Genomic DNA, 24,573 nt, shown 5'->3' with positions numbered 1-24,573 from the left:
TTTGTTTATTTTACTTCTTAAAACAATACAAAATTGAGAAAAATCATTTTCCTCCTATTCGCAATTTTCTTTTCCGGAATCCTGTCGGCTCAGAATAATAAAAGCCTGTTATGGGAAATTTCCGGAAACGGCCTCTCTAAAAATTCCTATCTCTACGGGACAATGCACCTCAGCGATAAAATCTCCTATCACCTGTCGGATAATTTTTTCACACACTTACTGGCCGCTGATATGGTTGGTAACGAAAGCGACCCGGAAACCTGGAATGACGCTTACGAACTGCTCACCAATACTACAATCAGTATTCAGGACCGCTTTTATTCCGGCTTCTATATGTTCCCGGTAAAAAAACAGGACCTTCAAAACATATTTACCTCTCACAATTATTTCAACAGTCTGTTATCCCGTACCGACAATAAAAAAGCTGATTATCAGGAAAACACCTATCTGGATATGTTTATCTATCAGACGGGACGGAAACACAAGAAAAAAGTGGTAGGACTGGAAGATACCAAAACCTCATTTCTTTCATTGTCACAGATTAAAACCGACAATTTTGTCCCGAAGGAAGAACACCGTCTGGCCTTATACAAACTACTAAAAAACCGCAGTTTAGCCGACGCCATATCCGAATACTACCGCGAAAAAGACGTCGAAATGCTGGACTCTCTTTACCGGATGATCTTCCCACAAAAAGCCTATGAAGCACTGATCTCTAATCGGAATACGATTATGACCAAAAGTATCGACTCTTTGGCTCACAAAGGAAGTCTTTTTTCGGCCGTAGGAGCGGCACATTTGGGCGGCAAAAAAGGAATCATCAGTATGTTGCGCGAAAAAGGCTATCAGGTAACCCCTGTTTTCGGCTCCTTTACCGATGTGGGTAAAAACAAAAAAGAAGCGATAGAAAATTTCTTTATGGCTCCGAAATACAAAATGTCCGGAACCAGCGACAGTATGGTACAATTGCCGTTAACACCCAATATACTGGAAAATGACAACAACCTGGGCGCTCCCGATTTCACCAATGGTGGCGTGATTAGCATTAAACGGCAAGCCCTGAACCTTTTCCTGAAAAAAGACCCGGCTGTTTTTAACCCAAAAACTATCGACAGTCTCTTTTTTGAAAACATACCTGGAAAAATACTCGAGAAGAAATATTTTCAAAAAGACAGCATCAGTGGCTACGACATTAAGAACATCACCAAAACCGGTCAAAACCAACGCCACCGTTTCTATATTACCCCACTGGAAATAATCACTGTTTCAATGACAGGCCCGGGTAAATATGTACGTCAATACGAAAACGAAGTATTTCCAAACATCAAAATAAAAACCGTACATCAAAACTGGGAAAAAAGCAGCCCCGCTAAAGGTGGTTTTTCGGTAATGCTTCCCGTTTTTAACAGCATTTATGGCAATTCACCCGAAAAGATAAACGATATTCAAATCCAGGCATACGATCCCGCCACAAAAGCCTACTATTTTGTAACCGAAAAAACGTTGCACGATTATCGCCTTGAAAATTCGGAATACGAACAAAAACAAATCCATTACGAATTCTATTTACAGCAGCATATCGATTCGCTGTCGACGCATTACGACCAGCCCAGACAAAGCTTTGAATCCCGGTCAAAAATAGGCGATCGCGACATCCGGCTTAAGACCTATATATCCGGACAGAAATACTACCTGTTAGGCAGCGTAAACGCAACCGAAAAGGACAACCGCCGTTTCTTCGATTCGTTTCAAAAGGAACCTTTCCGCTATAATACAACCAACAAGGTCTATACCGACAGTCTTTATTCATTTCAGGTGACCATACCCAAAAAGCACAACGGAACCTTATTCTACAAACCCGATACCGAAAAAAGCAACGAAAAAAACACCTTCCTTTCAAAATCACAGAATTACAGTTTAAAATCGGATTCCGGTAAAATTGTCGACCTGTTATACTACCAGTTTCACAAATACGAAAGTGAAATAGGCATGGATAGTATCCGAACCAGATTCCGGGATTTCTTTTTAAACCGTTATAATACCGACGATGCACTAAATGTTGATTATGATTTTGACTTGCACATCCACTCCAAAAATTCCCTGCTCAACCCACTGCTTTATAGCAGAAAAGGGCTACAACCATCACTGTGGAACGAGATTATGAAAGACAAAGGCGACACTTATACGCTGCTAAAAGAAACCGAGCAATACGACAAAGAAAAGAACATCCGCGTATTTGAAGCCTTATCATCAAAAGACAATTCTACACAGGCCATTAAATATAAAGCAGTCTTTATGGAACATGGTTATTACCTGTTACGTGCATTGGTGCAAAAGGACTATCACAATGATGATTCATTTATCGAAAAGACATTCCAGTCGTTCAATCCGTTGCCATACAAAGCGGAAAGCTCCATATTCGACAACAAACTCGAGCGTTTTAGTACCGATGCGCTAAGCACAAACGATACCATCCGTTATTCGGCTTTAAATTCGGTTGACCAGTTAAAAATTACCGATAGGGATTTTCAAACTCTAAAAGACTTTTTAAACCATTTTGAATTCCGTGACAGCGAAACTTCAGCACTAATCGAACTCCTAAACAAAATCGGTGCGCTGGAAAACAACAGCAGTATAAACCTTTTGGAAACCTTTTATAAAAAACCCGATGCCAAAACAACAGTACAACTAGCCATACTTAACATATTGGCACAGCGAAAATCAAAAGCGGGTTATAAAAAAATACTGGAATTACTGGATTACGACCTTCCGCTTTCGGATAACGAGGATGACATCAGCACCTTGTTTTACTATTTTAACCTGGACCTGAACGGTAGCAAAATCCTGTTTCCGGAACTATTCCGTTATTACACTATAAAAGAATACAGCACTCCGGTCCTGTCACTGTATAACAATATGCTCGACGAAGGTCTTATACAACCGGGTAAAATGAAAAATTACCACAATAACATTGCAGCCAATGCCAAACTGGAATACAAACGACTGCTAAGCTGGATCGAAAAAAACGAGGAAGTGGAAGACGAAGCCGATTACGAAACAGAAGCACCGTCCGAAAACCTGATTTTACATATCAACAGTATGTATCATTCGCAAAACAACAAAAACACGTTGCAGTTATTACAAAAAATCAAGGCATTAAACCTGACCGAAGTGGATATTGAACTGGCTCGTCTGGATGCCATCAACAATAGGCTGAACAGCAAACAAACAGATGATTTATTGCAAAACCCAAAAACCAACTTTGTAACCCTGCAATTGCTGGCCAACAAAAAGGATTTCTCTTTTTCAGATCGCTTTACCGATGAAGAAATTGCAACATCGGCCCTGCTAAATCTTGAAAGCCTTACCGAAAATGATTCCCTTTCACTACTTGAAAAAAGAGTAATTGAAAACAACGGTAAGAAAATAAGCTATTATTTTTATCAGTTGATCAAGGCTAAAAAAGACGATGAAAACACCAGCAGGCAGCTGCTTCCGATCGCGTTTATCCATAACGGGGAACGTATTAATGTACAAGCCTACCGGATTTTTGAAAAGACCGAGATCATCGACACCGAAAAATTACCTTCACAGTATAAAACCATTATTGAACAATCGCTCAACGAAAATCATTTCAGGGCTAGTTTCCGGAAAGTCGAAGACAATACCACCTCCTTTTACCAAGAATACTAAACAAAAAGCAACCGTGATCCGGTTGCTTTTTTTATGTTTTCGCAATTCACAAATTCATTAACTTTGGAAATACAAAAAACACTACCCTAAAATGTTTAAAACCAAAAGGGATCTCGTCTATATCATCTTAGCCGGGATCTTTATAGCCAATGCCGTTGTAGCCGAATTGACCGGTGGAAAACTGATCCAGATAGGCCCTTTTATTATGAGTATCGGAATCATTCCGTGGCCTGTGGTATTTATCACTACCGACTTGATCAACGAGCATTTCGGCCGTGATGGTGTTAAAAAATTATCGTTTATCACTGCCGGACTCATCGCCTATTGCCTACTGATTCTCTTTATAGCCATACAAATTCCGGCCGCCAAAGGCATCAGTACCGTAAGCGACGAACAATTTAAAGCCGTATTCGGACAAGGCATCTGGATTATGATCGCCAGTATCATTGCGTTCCTTATTTCGCAGCTCATTGACGTATCTATATTCTGGTTTTTACGCAACAAAACCGGTAAAAAGATGATCTGGCTCCGAAGTACCGGATCGACCGTAATTTCGCAGTTGTTCGACAGCTTTATCGTTTCCGGTATCGCCTTTTGGATGACCGGTAAAATCACCACTGCCGAATACATTAACATGGCCACAACCGGCTATACGTTCAAATTGATCATTGCGATTTGCTTAACGCCGATGATTTATTTAGGACATTATATAATCGAAAAATATTTATCAGAAGACCCAATATCCGATGGAGACTAAAGAACGCTGCGGATGGTGCAAAAACGACGCACTATACGAAAAATATCACGACGAAGAATGGGGCGTACCCGTTTATGAGGACCAGAAACTATTCGAATTTCTAATATTAGAAACTTTTCAGGCCGGTTTAAGCTGGATTACCATTTTGCGAAAACGGGAAAACTTCCGCGAAGCTTTTGATCAATTCGATTATACAATCGTTGCACAGTATACCGAAGACAAAATACAGGAGTTATTGGAAAATCCCGGTATCATCCGCAACAAACTTAAAGTGCGTGCGGCCGTTTCCAACGCTCAGGCTTTTATGCAGGTACAACAGGAATTTGGCAGTTTTTCCAAATATATCTGGGGATTTACTGGCGATGGTCCGATAGTAAATACCCGCACAACCTTGCGCGATATTCCGGCCACTACACCCCTATCCGATCAGATCAGTAAAGACCTTAAAAAACGAGGTTTTAAGTTTGTCGGATCGACGGTTGTTTATGCGCATATGCAAGCCACCGGCATGGTAGATGATCATATCGAAAGCTGCTGGAAACGGAACTGATCCATATCCCGTCCGAATGTTAAATCCGTACTTTTCGGATTTACATTTCAAATTAAACAGTACATTTGCTTCACTTTAGGGGTGTCTATATACCATATAGGCTGAGATTTTACCCTTTGAACCTGATCCAGTTCATACTGGCGTAGGGAAAAGTGCAATGACTTCATTCTATGTAGCCATTCCTAAAGTGCATACCTATATCACAACTTTAAGGAATGGAAATCACAATCAACAATCAACCCGTAACAATACCCGACGACGGCCTGACCGTCCAGGACTTGCTATATCGCGAACTTCCCGATAAGCAAAACGGTATTGCTCTTGCCATTAACAACACGGTTATTCCTAAAACCGAATGGCCCAACCATTACATCACCGAAAACGATCACATCTTGATCATTTCTGCAACCCAGGGAGGATGATAACTTGCTAAACACCACATAAAATGAACGAAAACCAACACGAAATTTCAAGAACACCGTTTCCGAATTCAACGAAAGTCTATATCCCGGGTGAGATTCATCCGATTAAAGTCGCCATGCGCGAAATTGCCTTACACGATACCAAACTGAGTAATGGTGGCAGCGAACACAATCCGCCGGTAACGATTTACGATACCAGCGGTCCGTATACCGATCCCAACGTAACAATCGACGTTCGCAAAGGACTCGAACGGCTGCGCGAACAATGGATTCTCGATCGTAACGATGTAGAAATTCTGGATTCCGTAAGTTCCGACTATGGAAAAGAACGTTTGAACAATCCGAAACTGGATCATTTGCGTTTCGAATACCTGCATCAACCCAAACGCGCCAAAGCGGGACACAATGTAACCCAGCTGCACTACGCCAAAAAAGGCATCATCACACCGGAAATGGAATATATCGCGATCCGCGAAAACCAGCGCATCGAACAACTCAACACCCAGACCACCGCGATGCAACAGCAGCATAACGGAGAGAGTTTTGGAGCCAATACACCCAAAAAAAGCATCACACCGGAATTTGTCCGTAGTGAAGTTGCCGCAGGTCGGGCGATTATACCAAACAACATCAACCATCCGGAAAGCGAACCCATGATTGTAGGCCGCAACTTTTTGGTTAAGATCAACGCCAATATTGGGAACAGTGCTGTGACTTCGAGCATTGAAGAAGAAGTCGAAAAAGCCGTATGGGCCTGTCGTTGGGGTGCCGATACAATTATGGATTTATCCACCGGAAAAAACATCCACGAAACCCGCGAATGGATTATCCGGAATTCACCGGTTCCGATTGGCACCGTACCGATATATCAGGCATTGGAAAAAGTAAAAGGCATCGCCGAAGACCTGACCTGGGAAATCTTTCGAGACACCTTGATTGAACAGGCCGAACAAGGCGTTTCCTACTTCACCATCCATGCCGGCGTATTACTACGCTATATTCACCTAACCGCAAATCGCGTAACCGGAATTGTCTCCCGAGGTGGCTCCATCATGGCCAAATGGTGTTTGTTTCATCATAAAGAAAACTTCCTTTATACCCATTTCGAGGAAATCTGCGACATCATGAAAGCTTACGACGTTGCTTTTTCCCTTGGCGACGGACTACGTCCCGGATCGATCGCCGATGCCAATGATGCCGCGCAATTTGCCGAACTGGAAACTCTGGGCGAACTAACCAAAATTGCCTGGAAACACGACGTTCAGGTTTTTATAGAAGGTCCCGGACACGTGCCGATGCACATGATCAAAGAAAATATGGACAAGCAGCTGGAACATTGTGCCGAAGCGCCATTCTATACCTTAGGTCCATTAACCACCGATATTGCTCCGGGATATGATCATATTACATCCGCGATTGGTGCCGCGATGATTGGTTGGTACGGAACCGCCATGCTGTGTTATGTGACCCCAAAAGAACACCTCGGATTACCGAACAAAAAAGATGTAAAAGATGGTGTGATCACCTATAAAATTGCCGCGCATGCCGCCGATTTAGCCAAAGGACATCCGGGTGCACAATACCGCGACAATGCACTGAGTAAAGCCCGATTTGAATTCCGTTGGGAAGATCAGTTTAACCTGGCGTTAGATCCGGATACGGCTCGGGAATTCCACGATGAAACCCTACCGGCCGACGGTGCCAAAGTGGCGCATTTCTGTTCGATGTGTGGACCGAAATTTTGTTCGATGAAGATTTCACAAGAGATCCGTGAAGTAGCCGAAAAAGGCATGCAGGAAAAATCGGAAGAGTTTATCGAAAGTGGAAAAGAAATTTATCTATAGTCATGATTGTAATCACCTGTCCGGATAATGTAACCAACGAATTCGAAATTATTTCCGAAATGTTCCGGGAAGGATTAGCAGTGTTGCATATCCGAAAACCAGATTTTTCGCTAATCGAGATGCAACATTATCTTGATCAACTTCCGGTTGCGTTTCGGGATAGACTGGTACTACATCAACATCATAAGCTCGCGGAAGCTTTCGGAATAAACCGGATTCATATCCGGGAATCGGATCGCATGCAATTCGCACCAGCTACACCTGACCGGTTTTTGAAACCTGTCAGGTGTTACTCCACAGGTATTCATTCCGTCAAAAGTTTCAACAACTTACCAGATATATATCAATACGCCTTTTTAAGTCCGGTTTTCGAAAGTATTTCCAAACCCGGTTATCGATCGTCCGAAAACCTATTGGAAACTGTAAAAAACAGAACCAATCACAACACCAAACTAATTGCTTTGGGCGGAATTACACTTAGCAATATGACAATAGCATTCGAAAATGGCTTTGACGACATCGCGCTTTTGGGAACGATCTGGAACAGTACCAATGCGATCCAACGTTTTCGAGAATGCCAACATCATTACAACAACAAAAACTAACGCTTTATGCTTCCTAAACTCCAGTATATTTCACAAGGTGACACGCTAAGTGAACAATTGCACCATATCGAATCCGTTTTGGAAAATGGCGGTAAATGGATTCAATTGCGCTTTAAAAACGGAACCGAAAAAGAGCAGTATCTTTTAGCCGAATCCGTCAAAAAAAGCTGTTTGCAATACAACGCTACCTTAATTATCAACGACAATACCGAAATTGCCAAACAAATTGAAGCCGATGGCGTTCACCTTGGATTGGACGATATGGCCGTATCCAAAGCCCGACAACTGCTTGGAACCAACAAAATAATTGGCGGTACGGCAAACACCTTACAACAGGTATTCCAGCGCTATCACGAAAAATGCGATTATATCGGTTTGGGGCCGTTTCGCTTTACGCCCACCAAACAAAAATTAAGTCCGCTATTAGGTCATAGTGGGTATTCCGACATCCTACAATCGTTAGCCGAACTACAGTACAATATCCCGATATATGCCATCGGTGGCATCACCTTAGATGATATTGATTCCCTACTGGAAACCGGCATCCACGGTATTGCCGTTTCGGGAATGATCAGCGAACATCCGAATCCAAAACAACTACTCACCCAACTCAATCAAAAACTATATGGAACCCTTTAAACTCGCAGATAAAACCTTTCGTTCCCGTTTATTTTCAGGCACCGGAAAATTCGGATCGACTGCCCAAATGGAAGCCGCCGTTTTGGCTTCGGAAAGCGAATTGGTAACCGTAGCCTTAAAACGTGTCGATTTTCAAAAGGAAACCGACTCTCTTTTAACAGCGTTACAACACCAACACATTCATCTTTTACCCAACACCTCCGGTGCCCGCAATGCTAAAGAAGCCGTGTTAGCGGCACAATTGGCTCGTGAAGCTTTGGAAACCAACTGGCTAAAACTGGAAATCCATCCCGATCCGAAATACCTGTTACCCGATCCGATCGAAACCTTAAAAGCCACCGAAGAACTGGCCAAACTTGGTTTTGTAATTCTCCCGTATATCCACGCCGATCCGGTTTTGTGCAAACGACTGGAAGATGCCGGAACCGCTGCCGTAATGCCATTGGGCGCACCAATCGGAAGCAACAAAGGGTTAAAAACCCAGGACTTTCTGGAAATCATTATCGAACAAAGCAAGGTTCCCGTTATTGTTGATGCCGGAATAGGCGCACCATCGGATGCCGCTAAAGCAATGGAGCTTGGAGCCGATGCTGTACTTGTCAATACGGCGATCGCTGTGGCCGGAAATCCCGAGCGCATGGCCGAAGCCTTTAAAGAAGCCGTAATCGCCGGACGTAAAGCGTATGAGGCTCGTTTGGCACCTATCGTAAGTAACGCCGCTGCCTCGAGTCCGCTGACATCTTTTTTATATGAATAAGCCGGTTATGGAAAAAACATTCCAATCTGTTTTCGAAGCATATGACTGGGACGCAGTACAGGCAAAAATTTACCAAACCCAGGCCAGTCGTGTCGAACAAGCCTTAGTCAACTCCAAACGAAATCTGGACGATTTTATCGCTTTAATTTCTCCGGCGGCACAACCCTATTTGGAGCAAATGGCGCAGATTAGTCATACGCTGACCAAAAAGCGCTTTGGAAAAACGATACAGATGTACGCGCCGATGTACCTCAGTAACGAATGCCAGAATATCTGTACCTATTGCGGTTTTAGTTTTGACAACAAACTCAAACGGCGTACGCTAACTGCAACTGAAATCACTCAGGAAACCGTTGTTTTAAAAGAAATGGGATTTGATCATGTATTATTGGTTACCGGAGAAGCCAACTATACGGTAAATATCGATTACTTTTTAAAAGCCATTGCGCAGATCAAACCGGATTTTTCGAATATATCCGTAGAAGTACAACCGCTTTCAGAGACCGAATACCGGCAATTGCACGACGCCGGTGTTTACTCCGTATTGGTGTATCAGGAAACCTACCATCGGGACGTTTACAAACAGTACCATCCCAAAGGAAAGAAATCAAACTTTGACTTCCGACTGGAAACACCCGATCGGATCGGAACGGCCGGTATCCATAAAATCGGACTTGGCGTATTGTTAGGTTTGGAAGACTGGCGAACGGATAGTTTTTTTAACGCGCTTCACCTCGATTATCTGCAACGAACCTACTGGCAAAGTAAATTTTCGGTTTCCTTTCCGCGGTTACGTCCGGCTGAAGGTATTATCGAACCCAACTTTATCATGGACGACCGCGACTTAACGCAGCTTATTTGTGCGTATCGCCTTTGGAATGAAGACCTGGAACTTTCGATTTCTACCCGGGAAAATGAAAAATTTCGCGATAATATTATCCCGATTGGTGTTACCAGTATGAGTGCCGGATCGAAAACCAATCCCGGTGGTTATGCCGTCGACCCGCAATCGTTGGAACAATTTGAAACCAGTGACGAACGTCCGGCCACCATTATCGCACAAATCATTGCGGCAAAAGGATACGAACCCGTTTGGAAAGACTGGGATAACAGTTACAACTAATTAAACATGATCACAATACAGGATTTTTTACGATACAACCGTCAGATGCTCCTACCGGAAATTGGCGAAACGGGTCAGTTACGGTTAAAAAACGCCAAGGTACTGGTTATCGGTGCGGGTGGTTTGGGTTGTCCTATTCTACAATACCTTGCCACAGCCGGAGTGGGTACATTGGGAATTATCGATTTTGACACGGTAGAAATGCATAACCTTCACCGTCAGATTTTATATACGGAAGCGGATATTAATCAACCAAAAGCAGAAATTGCAGCCGTAGTAATCCGACATCTAAACCCGGAAATCAGCTGCCTCGTTTTTAATAAAAAACTAACCGCTGCAAATGCTATTTCCATTTTACAGGATTTTGATGTGATAGTTGATGGTTGTGATAATTTTGCGACGCGATACCTGGTGAATGACACTTGCGTTGCTTTGGAAAAACCGTTGGTTTACGGTAGTATTTTAAAATTTGAAGGACAACTGGCGGTTTTTAATCATAACGGAAGCAAACAACTCCGCGATTTATTTCCGGAGCCACCCGATCCGAAAGATGTACCCAATTGCAGTCTGAATGGCGTTATGGGAACCTTACCCGGAATAATCGGTACGATGATGGCGCACGAAGCCTTAAAGTTGATCATCGGTTTACCAACACTGCAAAACGAATTGGTCCTTTTTAATACCCTGTCGTGGCAGTTTACGAAATTAAGCTTTTAAGACCACACCTGACAGGTTTTGGAAACCTGTCAGGTGTAGCGTTAAATAAAAAAAGACTACCTAAACAGGTAATCTCCTTATACTTCTATTCTTTTTACATCAAGGTTATTTAGGATGTATCAACTGTTCCAGTCTTGTCATCATATCGTCTTTCTCCTTTAACATCCGCTCGTATAAAGCTATTTTTTCGTCATGCAGTTCGACTAATTTATCAATAGGATGAAATGTACAATTTTCATTTTTTTGGTAACCCGTTTGAAAGCCAGTAATACTAGCATTATCATTATTAAATGTATTTGTAATAATATTTACAGCCTGTTCTTCATCAAAGTTTTCAATGGCCTGTACCGGCACCCTTAATATTGTAGCTACCTGCGCCAATATATTGGCTTCAATCGTTTCTCTTTGTTCCAGTAAAAACACTTTTTTCTGATTCCAGTCATCGCCCAATTCATAAGCCATCGCTTCCTGTTTTATACCCAGCATTTCGCGAAAACGCTTAATATTTCTTCCCTGATGTATCTTTTTTTCCGGCGTATCGAAGTGTGTCATACGAGCTATTTTTAAAAATTCACGGTATAAATATAACTAAAATTATCGTACTACATTATCCCTAAAAGAGACAATACAATCGCAATACCTGACAGGTTTTTGAAACCTGTCAGGTGTGCAATCTGGAACTAAAAAAAGCTGTTTTACACAGCTTTTCTACTCTTCAATACTTTCATAAAACTTTCGCGGTTCACTTCGAAAGCACCCAGACTTTCCAGATGTTCGTTATACACCTGGCAATCCAACAACAGGTAATTATTCGCTTTTAGGTATTCCACCAATTTGATAAAAGCCACTTTCGAGGCATTCGACACTTTGGCAAACATACTCTCGCCACAAAAGATATGACCGAGATCCACACCATATAAGCCACCAACCAACTGATCGTCCTGCCAAACCTCAACCGATTGCGCATGACCCAACTCGTGAAGCTTACAATACGCCTCAATCATATCGTCGGTAATCCAGGTTCCGTTTTGGCCTTCGCGTTTAATGGTCTGACAATTCGTAATCACTGCGCGGAAATCCCGATTAAAAGTCACTGTAAACATATTCCGGTTTAGAACATTCCGCATACTTTTCGAAATGATCAACTCATCCAAAAGCAGCACCATCCTCGGATCGGGTGCCCACCAGGTGATCGGCTCCCCATCTTCAAACCAAGGGAATATCCCCGAATTGTAGGCCAACAACAACCGCTCGGTCGACAAATCGCCACCAACGGCCAGGATGCCGGAAAAATCCGTTTCGGTTACCGGAGGAAAATAAAGTTCTTTGGTTAAAAAATACATGGGCTATAAAAAACAAATCCTGAAAGCTAGCACCATCAGGATTTTTATTTTTGGATTAGAACGGTAAATCGTCGTGTTCTTCTTCGTTAAAATTGGATGCCGGTTCAAAAGCATCGGCTGCCGGAACCGCAGGCATTGGTTGTGCATATCCTGCAGGAGCTTCCGCTTGCATTCTTTCGATACGCCATCCCTGGATTGTATTGAAATATTTAGCTTCACCCTGTGGATTAACCCACTCTCTACCTCTTAGGTTAATTGACACTTTAACCTGCTCTCCTACTTTATAACTGTCTAGCAATTCACATTTATCCTGAGTAAACTCAACCATAATATGTTGTGGATATTGCTCTTCTGTAGTTACAACCAACTCTCTCTTTTTAAAACTGGCACTGATTTGCTGTGTTCCGTTAATCACTTTTATTTTCCCTGTAACTTCCATAGTAAAAATATTAATTGTTTTTATCGTGAGGTTTATCGCTAAACCGCCTATTATTTTTTAGATAAAAGTACCTTCCATGCGGTTGCTACTTCATTATTGTCCAGATATTCTTTGGCCATCTGGTGTTTTTTGGTTTCATCGTCGGCACTAATCACCGCTTTTACGCCAAAATCTTCTTTTACAAAGATCGCGATATCTTCGTCGGTTGGCAAGGCTTCTACATTTCCTAATTTCCCCAGATCATTCCCGTCGAAAACCGGGCTTTCTTTGATAAAATCCGGAATAGCATCGACACCAATTCCCAATGTGGTCAGTGGTTTTTCCACTTCAAAAAGCCCCATATTGGCTCTGGAATACCAGTTTCCGCCCATTCGGGATACCAAATCAATTTTATGCTGATCGATTGCACCGTTTTCGTCCAGTATCGCTTCATCGATATGGATTTTCACCACTTCGCAAATAATCAGATTTCCGGCACCACCTTCAGTTCCCAATTCGATGATTTCATTTACTTTACATTCAAATTGTACCGGACTTTCGCCCACACGATACGGTTTTACCACATCCGAAGGAACCATCGTTAATCCGGATTTCAGGAACTCATTTACGCCATCACCATATTCAGTACTCGATAACGATGCCTGCTGTACGATCGGGTAATTTACAATATTAATCACCACTTCTTTGGTTTGTTGCGCGTTGATTAAAGTATGCTTTACCGTATTGTTCCGTACTCTTCTAGCCGGCGAAAAAATCAGTATCGGCGGATTAGAACTAAACACATTAAAAAAGCTGAACGGTGATAAATTCGGATTTCCGTTTTCATCCATTGTACTGGCAAAAGCAATTGGCCTCGGACCAACAGCGCCTTGCAAATACGCTTGTAATTTCATCGGATTTAACTCCTTTGGATCGACACTAAGCATGGTTGTAAAAGTTTTGACAAATATACTTTTTTAGCCGGAATGAAACCACAAAACCGATCAGATAATCGGGAAAATTTGATCCCGCCGGAGCATTTCCCGATCTTCTTTTTGCTCCCTTATATCTTTTCCTTACTTTTAAACACAAATACTGTATCGCATGAATCTTTCCGAAAGACGTAACCTTATCCGTTGGATCATTATCTTAGGCTCCTTTAATTTTCTGGTTTTCATATTATGGAATACGTATACTTTTTTCCAGAAATTTAAGGACGAGGAACGTTTAAAGATGGAACTTTGGGCCACGGCTACCAAAACGCTGAACAATGCCGATGAAAACACCGAAGTGGAACTTCCGTTTCAGATTTTGAGCAACAATACCACCATCCCGATTATCCAGACGACGGACAAAGACAGCATTATCAATATGATCAATGTTGACAAGGAAATCAGTGCCGATTCAGATCGTTCTAAAGCCTATCTAAACAAATTACGTTCGGAGAACCAACCGATTATTATGGATTTAGGCGGTAAAAACCAATACCTCTACTATGGAAACTCTTCACTACTGACCAAATTAAAGTTCTATCCAATTGCCTTGGTACTTATCGGACTGTTTTTTAGTGGTATGATTTTCAGTTTTTACCGCGCCAGCAAAATGGCAACCCAAAACAAACTATGGGCGGGTATGGCAAAAGAAACCGCACATCAGATCGGTACACCGCTATCATCGCTTATCGGATGGGTCGAAATTATGAAAGCGGATGATGTAGATGAGACGACCGTTTCGGAAATTGAAAAAGACATTAACCGACTACAAACCATTACCGATCGTTTTTCTAAAATCGGATCCGAACCGGTACTCGAAGACCATGATCTGATACAGGAAACAGAACAATCCTATGACTATCTAAAATCGAGAACTTCCAAACAGGTTGAATTTACGTTTCAGGCACCGAACTATCCGATTCATATATTGATGAACCCGGCTTTACATAGTTGGACCATCGAAAATCTGGTTAAAAATGCCATCGATGCGATGAAAGGCAAAGGCAAACTTCATATCGCGATCGAAGACACCGAACGCTTTGTAAAGATAAAAGTGAGTGATACCGGAAGTGGTATTCCGAAGAAATTATTCAATAGTATATTTGACCCCGGATTTACGACCAAAAAACGCGGTTGGGGACTTGGATTATCACTAACCAAACGTATCGTAGAAGAATATCACAGTGGAAAAATTAAAGTGGCGCATTCGGAAATTGGAAAAGGCACCACGATGCAGATTACGTTTAAAAAGGCTATTGCTTAATCAGCCCCTTTTTTAACAGGTTCTTTCTAACAAACGTTGCTTTTTCACCATCCCAGGTATAGGTCTCTTTCCAGACCTGTTCTTCCATTACGGATTCGTTTTCATTGGATGATTCCTGTTCTTCGGCTTCTTCAATAATTTTAAAGATATGACCTGGTTTACCGCCCGGTTCAGCTGGAAAAATAAACGTTTCGCCATGGTAGTAAACACCGGCATCGGCAACCGACATCTTTTCGGGCAATACCAGTAGTTTTTTTCCGGTCCATCCGAAATAAAAATAGTAGGTAGGAATTCCACAGGCTTCACCGCTAAAACGGATCCGGTAGATATTTTGTATATTCTGAAGTCCGTAATTGCCCATCAGGGTTTGCTCGTGAAAATGACTTTCACTAATATTTTTTCGGATTTCCTTACTATCTAACAGGGCATTGTTTTGATCCAGGACTTTAACCGCCAGAATATATTCCGAACGGATATAACCCTCCTCTTCTTTTTTGGCAATAACACGCTCTAAAGCCGTTAGAAAAGTACGATTTTCGATGGTTTTAAAATCAAGCGCCAGAAAACCCAGCCATAGATAGCCTTTTTTGGTTTCGTTACCGGATCTGTATTGGATTTCCACCCAATCCATATCGATTCCTTTTATTTTCTGCGTCTTCTGAGTTAGTCTTTTTACCACAACTCTTTTCCCCAGTTGTAAGGAATCGACCAACTTTCCGGAAGTTGATGGCATATCGCGGACATAACAGTTTGCAACGCCTACAATTCCTTCTTTTTCAATAGTTGTATCCTCTTCCGAATAGCCTGCATTTTTACCATAAAGCCACAGGCCACTGTCGGCACCCTGCGCAAACACCGCTCCGGAAACCAGAAGCAGCAAAAGCAACGCTATTTTTTTCATGCTTAAAGATTGCCGGCGATAGCTTGTGCCAGCTCTTCAAATTGTTGTTGGGTTAAACTGGTTTTACGCTGGAAACGCATATCGTCCATGTCCTGAAGTGGAATAAGGTGTACGTGAACATGCGGTACTTCAAGGCCAACAACAGCCATACCGATTCGTTTACAAGCCACGGTTTTTTCCAAAGCTTTGGCTACTTTTCTGGAAAAGCGCATCAGCTCCAGATAGTGTTCTTCTTCCATATCGAAAATCTTGTTGATTTCCGTTTTCGGAATACAAAGCGTGTGTCCTTTTGCATTTGGGTTAATATCCAGAAATGCCAGAAAGTTATCGTCTTCCGCTACTTTATGGCAGGGAATTTCGCCGTTGATGATTTTGGTAAAAATGGAGCTCATAGGAATTAGTCTCTTGAGATTTCTAAGATTTCGAATTTTAAGGTTCCGTTTGGCACCTGGATTTCTGCGATTTCACCCACCGATTTTCCAAGTAATCCTTTACCGATTGGAGAGGTAACCGAAATTTTCCCGGTTTTCAGATCCGCTTCGCTTTCGGCTACAAGCGTATATTTCAATTCCATACCATTGGTCTGGTTCTTGATTTTCACGGTTGACAATACCAATACTTTCGAAACATCCAATTGTGATTCGTCGATCAAACGGGCGTTTGCCACTACCTCTTCCATTTTGGCGATTTTCAGTTCCAAAAGTCCCTGTGCTTCTTTTGCAGCATCGTATTCGGCATTTTCGGACAAGTCACCTTTATCTCTTGCTTCAGCAATAGCCTGTGAGGCACGCGGACGCTCCACACTCTTTAGCTGATCCAGCTCATCTCTTAATTTTTTCAATCCTTCGGCAGTATAATAAGATACTTTAGTCATATTTTTGTCGTTTATATAAATAGAAAAAATCCCATCAAAAACGGGATTTATGTCTACAAAGATATATTTTTTTATTTATTTCGTTTTTAATTATGCTCTTTATAGCACAAGTCAAAGTTAATTAAATTAAATTTGTTTTTCAATTGTTTTACCAGATTTTATATGAAAAAATACCTCTTTTTATTGTTTTTAATGGCTTTTATCGGAAGCTGTAGCAAAGACAGTGTTGTAAACAATAATAACCCCTACCTACCCAACTATCCGGTTTCTTTAACGATCAACCTAAACCTTCCGGCTTATAGTTCCTTAAAGTTTATGAACGGTTATGCTTATGTATCGGGGCCGGGAGCCGGAGTACGCGGTATTATTCTTTTTAAAGGCGCCAACGGAATTGCAGCTTTCGACCGTGCCTGTCCGAATCAGGGATTGAGTGATTGTTCGACTATGGATGTAGATGGCATTGATGCGGTTTGTCCCTGCGACAATAAAAGATATAGTTTATACACCGGAATTGGCGGTGGCCAATATCCGATGAAACAATATCGTACAGAACAGGTCGGTGATATCGTTAGGGTTTACAATTAATAAAAAAGGGGCTGTCTAGAGTGCGCCCAAAAAGTTAGACAAATTTATAATTCCACCTGACAGGTTTTAAAAACCTGTCAGGTGGAAAAATTAAAACTTCAGTGTTAAACCACCCATAAAATTGATTCGCGCTTGCGGATAATAACCAACGCCTTCGATTGTCGTAACCTGATTTGGATTGGACCAGTCGTCATCGTAGGTATAGAAAAACCCGTTCGACTGGTATTTGGTATTGAATATATTATTCACCAATCCGGTAATCACAATCGATTTAAAAATCTTTTTCGGTTTGATTTCATAAATGATATTAAAATCAGAAACCGCATAGGATTTTAAGATTGATTTTTCCGAATCGACATTCCCCATATACTGATTTCCGACAAACTTAGACAACAAGGTTAGCTGTAGGTTTTTTAACGGCAACCAGGTAATCGCATTCCCGGCTATAAAATCGGGTGAAAAAGCAATGTTTGTTTTTCCGAAATTGTGCAATTCTCCATCTTTATTTGCTACAAAATCGACAATCTTGTTTTGGCTGATGGTTGCATTCTGACGCAACACCCATTTCTCCGAAATAAAAATACTGGCATCCAATTCCAATCCGACGCGGTAACTGTTGTCTACATTAACCCGTTTCGATTCACCAACATCATTCAACGCACCCGTCAACACCAACTGATCTTTATATTTCATATAGTAGGCGTTTACATTTAGCTTCGCCACTCGCGATGCATAGCGCCATCCCAATTCATAATCGTCCATTTTTTCTGGTTTCGGAACGTTTCCTTCATAATCATTACGATTGGGTTCCCGACTGGCTTTGGCATACGAAAAATAAAAGCTGTTTTTAGGATTCAACACATAATTCAATCCTCCTTTTGGATTAAAAAAGCGGAACGTATCGTCCACCAATCCGGTTTTAACAGCATTCGCTTTGTAATTCACATTTCGATATTGTAAATCACCATACAAGCTTAACGCCGATGTAATATCATAGGTTGCTTTGGCAAATACATTGACATCCGTTTTGATTCCTTTATCATCGTAAAAAAGCTGACCGTAATCGTAGGCCGCTTTTTCCTTTACCCATAACAATTTCCCAAAGTGACCGCCTTCAAATTTATTGGCACCACCACCGATAACCATATCCAGCTTGTCATTTTTGTAATTGGATGAAAATGTAAAACCGTAGAAATCATTGTCCAGCCATTTTTGGTTGATCAGATCCGATCTTGAGATGGTGTTTCCGTTATCGACAAACGGTGTTAATCCGAATTCGGAAAACTTCCCACTGCGTTTATAACTTTCGTAATACCCTTTTCCTTTGGTATAATGCGCCGCCAGATTTGTCGACCAGTTATCGTTCCATTTTTCATTCCAATGCAACTGGTAATGATCCTGATTGAAATTATCCGTTTGATTATCGTAGAACTTCACTTGTCCGTTATCGTCAAAATACAAACCGGACACATTAAACCTCGGATTGTTATCCAACATATTTTCGTCCAAACCTAAATCTTTCAGTTCCGATCCATCCAAACCATTCCACGACTGGTATGTTTTTTCCGATCCACCAAAAACCAATGCTTTGATCAAGGTTGTTTTCCCCACGTAGGTTCCCTGAAGGAAATACGACTTCAGGTCGGAAGACGCCCGGTCGATATAACCATCGGAATTGATTTTCGACAAACGACCTGCCAATTCAAATTTGTTATCCAACAATCCCGAACTGAATTTCACGGTATGTTTTCGGGTATTAAAACTCCCAAAGGAATTCGAAATTTCACCATATCCTTTTTCAGAATAACTATCGGTTAGCATATTTAAGCTGGCACCAAAAGCACCGGCACCATTGGTTGATGTTCCGGCACCGCGTTGCAACTGCAAACTCTCGACCGATGAGGCAAAATCGGGCATGTTCACCCAAAAAGTCCCCTGCGATTCCGAATCGTTATACGGAATTCCGTTAATGGTTACATTCACACGGGTCGCATCGCTACCGCGGACCCGGATTCCGGTATAGCCAACGCCATTTCCGGCATCGGTAGTGGTTACCACCGACGGCAAATAGTTCATCAGAACAGGTATATCCTGACCAAGATTTCGTTCGGATAATTGTTTTTTTCCGACATTACTAAACGTAACCGGAGTTTTATCGGCAGCCCGAACGGCCGATACCAATACTTCGTCCAGTTGTTTGGTTTTTGTAGAATCCGAAACGGTTTTTTCCTGTGCGAAAAGCATAACCGGCTGAAGACATAATAACGCCACAACGGATTGTAATACTGTTTTCATTCGTAAGATTTTACGAATAAAAGGGGTAATTATTCTTTGATTAATAAAAAATGATGTTTCCACGACACACGAATACCTTACGGCATCGATTGTGTCTTATTCCCTAAACAGCATTACCTGTTCCAGGTTCATTGGGTATGATCTCAGCTCGATTGTCCGGTTTTGAATCCGGATATAAGCACCCCTTTGAGACAGGACAAAATTATAAAAAGAAACCGCACAAAATCAAATCCGAATAGAAAAAACTCAAAAAAGAACGTTTTTTCCCTATTGCGATTACACAATTCCTAATTTATTCCATTCCGGGTTTCCGGCGCGATTCTTTTTTTTGCGCTTGAAATCGTTTGTTTTGAATTCGTTTTTTAACCGCCGCATGCGGAATACGGGTTGCTTTTCGTTCTTTTTCGAGCTGCAAGGCTTGCTGTATTAGCGAAAGAAAACGCGTTGTTACGATTTCTTTATTTTTAAGTTGACTCCGGCTTTCACCACAACCAAGCAGTAAAACCCCTTCTTTTGTCAATCGATTTTCAAGCTTACGCATCAGCAACGCTTTTTCATCATCGGTAAACGCTGCAGAACCAGCTACATCAAAAACCAATTGAATTTTAGTCGCCACTTTATTCACATGCTGACCACCCGCACCACTACTTCTTACCGCTTTATAGCGCAATTCCGCAAATAGTATTTCTTTTTGCATATTATCGTGGCTGATGTGCCGGTTTTAATAAGTCGTTTACAGTTTTCACCGGATTAAACGTCAGAAGCGGTACTTCGACAAAAACCGTAATCCAGTTGGCCATGGCACCGTTCCATAAGCCCGGTAATTCATAGGCTTTAATATCTTTACATCCTTTGGTTTTATTAACAATAAACCCGGTATTGTGATCGACATAATTTTCCAGATTGAACTTTTCTCCTTTATAATCTTTTAAGCCACAAACCAAATCGACCGGATTAAAATGCGTCGATTCACTCAAAATCAATGCCTGTTTTTTATTTTGCAGGTCTATTTGTGACGATTCTACAATTTGTAACGAATACATTCCTTCTTCACCAGTAACCCAAAACGGTCCGCCACCCGGTTCTCCTTCATTTTTCACCATACCGCACACGCGTATCGGTCGGTTTAAAAGCTGAAACAATTGACTCTTTTGGTTTTCGAAGGTATATTTTGAAAAATTACGCGGCAATACAATATTCAATTCTCCTGTTGTAAAAGCAATGATTTCCTGAATAACCGCAGGATCGGAAGTAGTTTCCAACACCTTCAAACTCTCGAAAATTTGCTTTTGAAGCCGAATCAGTAATCCGCCCAATAATTTTTTATAACGAACAATTCCGTCAAAATGATTAAAACAAACGTTATCGATATTTTTAACAAAAATAATATCACTCGTCAGCCGATTCAAATTCTGAATCAACGCCCCATGCCCGCCCGGTCGGAAGAAAAGCGAACCATCCTCCAGTCGGAAGGGCACATTATCGGCACCAACCGCCAAGGTATCCGTGGCTTTATCCTGAAAAGAATAGTCTACAACGACTGTATTTTCACTATTTGAAACCACTTCCGAGAAACCTTCCAAATGCTCTTCCGAAACCGTAAAATGAATATGATGCTTTCCATCCACATTGGTATATACCTGCGCTTCTTTGAGGTGTTTAAAAATTGGCGTTGTAATCGCTTCTTTTTCCTGATGGAATGGCAATACCCCTTTTGGCTTATTCAGAAAATCGAATTTTGCCGGTGACAGCATTGTTTCGATAAAGCGGTAATATTTTTCATCCTGGGAGAAATTATCAAAATCTTTATATTCCGATTTTGTTTCCTGGAGCACATCGGCATAGAACGGAAATTTTTCTATTCCAACCAGAAACACCGACAATTCCGATGCTTTTTTTCTATTTACATAGGCATTGATTGTTTCATAGTGTAATTTAAATTCATTCAGAAAATCGACAAGAAATTTAAACATTCTGCTGGCAGCGCCCGACGCCGGAACCAACTTTTCTATCGAAAACATTTTTTGATGTGCTTCAAAATAATCTACCAGTTCCTGCTCCTGTTCTTTATCAAAGAGTCGTATTCCGTCGCGTACTGTTGCAATTTTATGGAGGTTGATTTTCGCAATCCCTTCGTTGAAGAACTTCAATTGCCTTTCGACAGCATCGATATTGGTTCCCCGATGCCACATTTGCAAAAAATCGGCTGATGTAAAACCCAAACTTTTAGTTTTAAGCAACATTTCGACTGCTTTTACCGCAGTTTCAAAACGTTGCTGTTTATTCCCCGAAAGAACGATATAGGGTTTATTATTTTCGAGTACGGCATTTTCAAAAATCCGAAAGGTTTCCTCCCGCTTTTCCGGCCGATCTCTTAGATCATCTTTTTCCCAGGGCACATCGACATCGGTCAGGAAAAATAAATCGTAATTATGTTCGCGTGCAGCATTGTCCAGTAATTCATCACAAAATCCATAATAGATTTCCGAAAAAACTTTGGTCACCATCAGATTGGTGTCACAAAACAATAACTTACTGGCGATCTGAACAGCTTCATTTTCAAGTTTCATCTGACCAACGGCAATCGGAAGCATATCATTTTCATCGCAAATTGCCTGTTGTTCTTCCCACTTTTGCTGTAGATAATTTCGCGCATATTCGGGTATCCAGATGGTTTTAAAATGTTCAGCCAACTGTTTCGATAATGTTGTTTTCCCTGTACTTTCAGGACCGTACATGGTTACCTTTATAACTTTTGAGTGTCGTTGTTTAAGATCTTTCTCCATTCTAAATAGGCCGAAATTGCCAATAGTGTAAATATTAAATACTGTAACGACAACATCCCCAACCCTCTATATGCATATAGCGGTACCGCGATAATGTCGCCGATTATCCAAAGCGTCCAGTTTTCGATTTTTTTATTGGCCATATACCACATCCCGGTAAAAAACAGCCCCGACGTCAATATATCAACATAATTTTCGTGTTTGATTGGGTAATCAAACACCTTATAAATTGCGAAAATTATAATAATTGTCATTAAAAACAAGAATACTCCGATAATTTTTTCTTTTAATGTTGTCCGGGATATCGATAAGGAATCAACATTTGTTCTTTTTCGGGCCCAATTATACCAACCATAAACGCTCATAATCGAGAAGTACAGGTTAATCATCATGTCTCCGAGATAACCCGCCTGAAAAAGCAAGTAAACCGTGATTGTCGTCGCAATAAGTCCGGTTGGATATACCCATATATTTTCTTTTTTAGCATACCAAACACTGGCAATACCAAACACAAAGGCTATAAACTCCAGTACAATCTGCAACGTTGATGCATTCTTATAGGCATTTAAAAAGAAATCCACCATGATCTACAAATCTGAAAAAAAGTCGTTATCCTTTTCGAAAGCCGTTCCGATCACGACCATGGTCGCTCCGGCCTGATAGACCTGTTCCATATGTGCTTTCGTCCGAATTCCACCACCAACAATAAGCGGAATCGTTATATTTTCGGCAACCTTACGTACTGTTTCCAACGGAACAGGCATTTGTGCCCCGCTACCCGCTTCCAGGTATATCATTTTATGACCAATCATTTCTCCGGCAAGCGCTGTTGCCACTGCGATTTCCGGTTTATCATTTGGCACCGGCATGGTTCCGCTAATATAGGAAACCGTTGTCTGCTTTCCGCTTTCAACAAGTATATAGCCGGTTGAGATTACTTCCAGTTGGGATTGCTTTAATAACGGAGCCGCCTGAACATGTTGCCCGATAAGATATTCCGGGTTTCTTCCGGAAATAAGTGACAAAAACAGAATTCCGTCGGCACGATCGGTAATATGAGCCGCATTGCCTGGAAAAAGTAAAATTGGTAACGTCAGCTTTGCTTTTAGTGCCGTAATAATTGTATCCTGTTGGTCGACAAACAGCAGACTACCACCAATTAAAATATGGGTTGCACCCGATTGACCGATTTTATCGATCAGAACATCCAGTTGCTCACCATCAACTTTATCCGGATCAAGCAAAATGGCCAGCAGTCGTTTTCCCTGTTGTTGTGCTGTTATAATTTGTTTGTAAATTTCCCCCATCATCTACATGCATTTTGTTCGAGGGCATATACCAATGTAAAGTCTTCAATTTCTTCAAAATAAAATTCGAAATCTTTTCGAAAATTATCCTTTGTAACCGTTGCCGTTCCTTTTTTATCATCCATCACAAATGGATGTACGATCATATTATCTTTAAAACTGAGGCTACGGGAATTACACATTTTATATTTTGCTTCCTTCGCGCCCCAAATAACGGTTAACTTCCGGATATAATCGGGTTCGGATTTATCAAGAAAAGCAAATTCGGGATCGATAAATTTATCGGCGATTTTACTGATCTTCTCCCGTCGCAGTTCCATATCGATACCGACATTGTTTTTTCCGACAATAATCGCGGAAAATTCATACGAATGCGTAATGGAGATATTTTTTCCATCGCTTAAATGTGGTTTTCCAAAAGCGTCGTAATACAAATCCAAATCGGTATAACCGAGCTCGACGAAAAGATTTCGCACACTTAGAAATCCTCTTTGATGCTGTTCGGATTTCATTCCATTTACGCGTACGCGGCTCGAGTCCTTTAACGGTTTATCGCGGAACAAATCGTCCAGTGATTCTGTGATTTTCCAAACCAAGACCTTGGTATCAGGATCTATTTTTATCGTTTTATACAGCGGCATTAGCGCGGATGATTTATATATTGAAGTAGTATATTTTTATTTTTCTGATAACGAAAACGT

At 41.3% G+C, this 24,573-nt stretch carries 25 protein-coding genes and 2 riboswitches; of the genes, 12 read left to right on the top strand and 13 right to left on the bottom strand.

The window, feature by feature from the left end; translation table 11 throughout:
• Positions 1–33: 33 nt before the first annotated feature.
• The 10 genes from ABFU83_RS16790 (at position 34) to ABFU83_RS16745 (ending at position 11,107) form a co-directional block, all read left to right on the top strand.
• Positions 34–3,693: a TraB/GumN family protein gene (locus ABFU83_RS16790; protein ID WP_347067612.1), complete on the top strand. Its 3,660-nt coding sequence runs from the start codon at positions 34–36 to the stop codon at positions 3,691–3,693.
• Between the two features lie 91 nt (positions 3,694–3,784).
• Positions 3,785–4,450: a queuosine precursor transporter gene (locus ABFU83_RS16785; RefSeq protein WP_347067610.1), complete on the top strand. Its 666-nt coding sequence runs from the start codon at positions 3,785–3,787 to the stop codon at positions 4,448–4,450.
• A complete protein-coding gene (locus ABFU83_RS16780; RefSeq protein WP_347067608.1) occupies positions 4,440–5,000 on the top strand; it encodes a DNA-3-methyladenine glycosylase I in 561 nt (186 codons plus the stop codon). Before ABFU83_RS16785 ends, ABFU83_RS16780 begins: the two co-directional genes overlap by 11 nt.
• Before the next feature lie 67 nt (positions 5,001–5,067).
• A riboswitch (TPP riboswitch) is annotated at positions 5,068–5,166 on the top strand.
• Positions 5,167–5,215: 49 nt separating this feature from the next.
• The gene (gene thiS, locus ABFU83_RS16775) at positions 5,216–5,422 is read left to right on the top strand and encodes a sulfur carrier protein ThiS (RefSeq protein ID WP_347067606.1); all 207 of its coding nucleotides are present in this window, start codon (positions 5,216–5,218) and stop codon (positions 5,420–5,422) included.
• Positions 5,423–5,445: 23 nt separating this feature from the next.
• On the top strand, positions 5,446–7,266 hold the full coding sequence (gene thiC, locus ABFU83_RS16770; RefSeq protein ID WP_347067604.1) for a phosphomethylpyrimidine synthase ThiC: 1,821 nt from the start codon (positions 5,446–5,448) through the stop codon (positions 7,264–7,266).
• A gap of 2 nt (positions 7,267–7,268) precedes the next feature.
• Positions 7,269–7,871 carry a thiamine phosphate synthase gene (locus ABFU83_RS16765; RefSeq protein WP_347067603.1) on the top strand — a complete coding sequence of 201 codons (603 nt, stop codon included), beginning with the start codon at positions 7,269–7,271 and terminating at the stop codon, positions 7,869–7,871.
• 6 nt (positions 7,872–7,877) lie between these two features.
• Positions 7,878–8,510, top strand: a complete 633-nt coding sequence (locus ABFU83_RS16760) for a thiamine phosphate synthase (protein ID WP_347067601.1) — start codon at positions 7,878–7,880, stop codon at positions 8,508–8,510.
• Positions 8,497–9,267 carry a thiazole synthase gene (locus ABFU83_RS16755; protein WP_347067599.1) on the top strand — a complete coding sequence of 257 codons (771 nt, stop codon included), beginning with the start codon at positions 8,497–8,499 and terminating at the stop codon, positions 9,265–9,267. The genes ABFU83_RS16760 and ABFU83_RS16755 overlap by 14 nt, the downstream gene beginning before the upstream one ends.
• A 7-nt stretch (positions 9,268–9,274) precedes the next feature.
• Complete coding sequence (gene thiH, locus ABFU83_RS16750) at positions 9,275–10,390, top strand: 2-iminoacetate synthase ThiH (protein ID WP_347067597.1); 1,116 nt, start codon at positions 9,275–9,277, stop codon at positions 10,388–10,390.
• A gap of 6 nt (positions 10,391–10,396) precedes the next feature.
• Positions 10,397–11,107, top strand: a complete 711-nt coding sequence (locus ABFU83_RS16745; RefSeq protein WP_347067596.1) for a HesA/MoeB/ThiF family protein — start codon at positions 10,397–10,399, stop codon at positions 11,105–11,107.
• Between the two features lie 105 nt (positions 11,108–11,212).
• Here the strand turns inward: ABFU83_RS16745 and ABFU83_RS16740 are convergent, their stop codons facing one another.
• The 4 genes from ABFU83_RS16740 to ABFU83_RS16725 form a co-directional block, all read right to left on the bottom strand.
• A complete protein-coding gene (locus ABFU83_RS16740) occupies positions 11,213–11,659 on the bottom strand; it encodes an XRE family transcriptional regulator (protein ID WP_347067594.1) in 447 nt (148 codons plus the stop codon).
• Positions 11,660–11,802: 143 nt separating this feature from the next.
• The gene (gene aat / locus ABFU83_RS16735) at positions 11,803–12,450 is read right to left on the bottom strand and encodes a leucyl/phenylalanyl-tRNA--protein transferase (RefSeq protein ID WP_347067593.1); all 648 of its coding nucleotides are present in this window, start codon (positions 12,448–12,450) and stop codon (positions 11,803–11,805) included.
• Between the two features lie 55 nt (positions 12,451–12,505).
• Entirely contained in the window at positions 12,506–12,889 is a 384-nt protein-coding gene (locus ABFU83_RS16730; RefSeq protein WP_347067592.1) for a DUF3127 domain-containing protein, read from the bottom strand.
• Between the two features lie 50 nt (positions 12,890–12,939).
• On the bottom strand, positions 12,940–13,815 hold the full coding sequence (locus ABFU83_RS16725) for a flavin reductase family protein (protein WP_347067590.1): 876 nt from the start codon (positions 13,813–13,815) through the stop codon (positions 12,940–12,942).
• A gap of 157 nt (positions 13,816–13,972) precedes the next feature.
• Here ABFU83_RS16725 and ABFU83_RS16720 point away from each other — a divergent pair, with 157 nt between their 5' ends.
• Positions 13,973–15,124 (top strand): HAMP domain-containing sensor histidine kinase, encoded by a 1,152-nt coding sequence (locus ABFU83_RS16720; RefSeq protein WP_347067588.1) that lies wholly within the window; start codon positions 13,973–13,975, stop codon positions 15,122–15,124.
• Here ABFU83_RS16720 and ABFU83_RS16715 read toward each other — a convergent pair.
• Genes ABFU83_RS16715 through greA form a run of 3 tightly spaced genes read right to left on the bottom strand, consistent with a single transcriptional unit; the run spans position 15,114 to position 16,899 of the window.
• Positions 15,114–16,025, bottom strand: a complete 912-nt coding sequence (locus ABFU83_RS16715; RefSeq protein WP_347067586.1) for a hypothetical protein — start codon at positions 16,023–16,025, stop codon at positions 15,114–15,116. The genes ABFU83_RS16720 and ABFU83_RS16715 overlap by 11 nt on opposite strands.
• A gap of 2 nt (positions 16,026–16,027) precedes the next feature.
• Positions 16,028–16,417 (bottom strand): HIT family protein, encoded by a 390-nt coding sequence (locus ABFU83_RS16710; protein ID WP_347067584.1) that lies wholly within the window; start codon positions 16,415–16,417, stop codon positions 16,028–16,030.
• A gap of 5 nt (positions 16,418–16,422) precedes the next feature.
• Complete coding sequence (gene greA, locus ABFU83_RS16705) at positions 16,423–16,899, bottom strand: transcription elongation factor GreA (protein ID WP_136403786.1); 477 nt, start codon at positions 16,897–16,899, stop codon at positions 16,423–16,425.
• A 162-nt stretch (positions 16,900–17,061) separates the two neighbouring features.
• Between greA and ABFU83_RS16700 the strand changes: the two genes are divergently transcribed.
• Entirely contained in the window at positions 17,062–17,484 is a 423-nt protein-coding gene (locus ABFU83_RS16700) for a hypothetical protein (RefSeq protein ID WP_347067583.1), read from the top strand.
• Between the two features lie 90 nt (positions 17,485–17,574).
• Here the strand turns inward: ABFU83_RS16700 and ABFU83_RS16695 are convergent, their stop codons facing one another.
• The 6 genes from ABFU83_RS16695 to ABFU83_RS16670 all read right to left on the bottom strand — a co-directional run bounded on the left by ABFU83_RS16695 (position 17,575) and on the right by ABFU83_RS16670 (position 24,513).
• Positions 17,575–19,779, bottom strand: a complete 2,205-nt coding sequence (locus ABFU83_RS16695) for a TonB-dependent receptor (RefSeq protein WP_347067581.1) — start codon at positions 19,777–19,779, stop codon at positions 17,575–17,577.
• 83 nt (positions 19,780–19,862) lie between these two features.
• A riboswitch (TPP riboswitch) is annotated at positions 19,863–19,975 on the bottom strand.
• Positions 19,976–20,071: 96 nt separating this feature from the next.
• Positions 20,072–20,476, bottom strand: coding sequence for an alternative ribosome rescue aminoacyl-tRNA hydrolase ArfB (arfB, locus tag ABFU83_RS16690; RefSeq protein WP_347067579.1), 405 nt, complete (start codon positions 20,474–20,476; stop codon positions 20,072–20,074).
• A gap of 1 nt (position 20,477) precedes the next feature.
• Positions 20,478–22,517, bottom strand: a complete 2,040-nt coding sequence (locus tag ABFU83_RS16685; RefSeq protein WP_347067577.1) for a DUF4301 family protein — start codon at positions 22,515–22,517, stop codon at positions 20,478–20,480.
• Between the two features lie 8 nt (positions 22,518–22,525).
• Positions 22,526–23,149, bottom strand: coding sequence for a nicotinamide riboside transporter PnuC (gene pnuC, locus ABFU83_RS16680; RefSeq protein ID WP_347067575.1), 624 nt, complete (start codon positions 23,147–23,149; stop codon positions 22,526–22,528).
• A 3-nt stretch (positions 23,150–23,152) separates the two neighbouring features.
• Positions 23,153–23,875: a geranylgeranylglyceryl/heptaprenylglyceryl phosphate synthase gene (locus ABFU83_RS16675; RefSeq protein WP_347067573.1), complete on the bottom strand. Its 723-nt coding sequence runs from the start codon at positions 23,873–23,875 to the stop codon at positions 23,153–23,155.
• Positions 23,872–24,513, bottom strand: a complete 642-nt coding sequence (locus ABFU83_RS16670) for a 4'-phosphopantetheinyl transferase superfamily protein (protein WP_347067572.1) — start codon at positions 24,511–24,513, stop codon at positions 23,872–23,874. The genes ABFU83_RS16675 and ABFU83_RS16670 overlap by 4 nt, the downstream gene beginning before the upstream one ends.
• Between the last annotated feature and the right edge of the window lie 60 nt (positions 24,514–24,573).

Source organism: Flavobacterium sp. WV_118_3 (assembly GCF_039778605.1).
Classification (GTDB): domain Bacteria; phylum Bacteroidota; class Bacteroidia; order Flavobacteriales; family Flavobacteriaceae; genus Flavobacterium.
The sequence above is the reverse complement of the archived record's forward strand: the minus strand, read 5'-3'. Positions and strand labels throughout refer to the sequence as shown.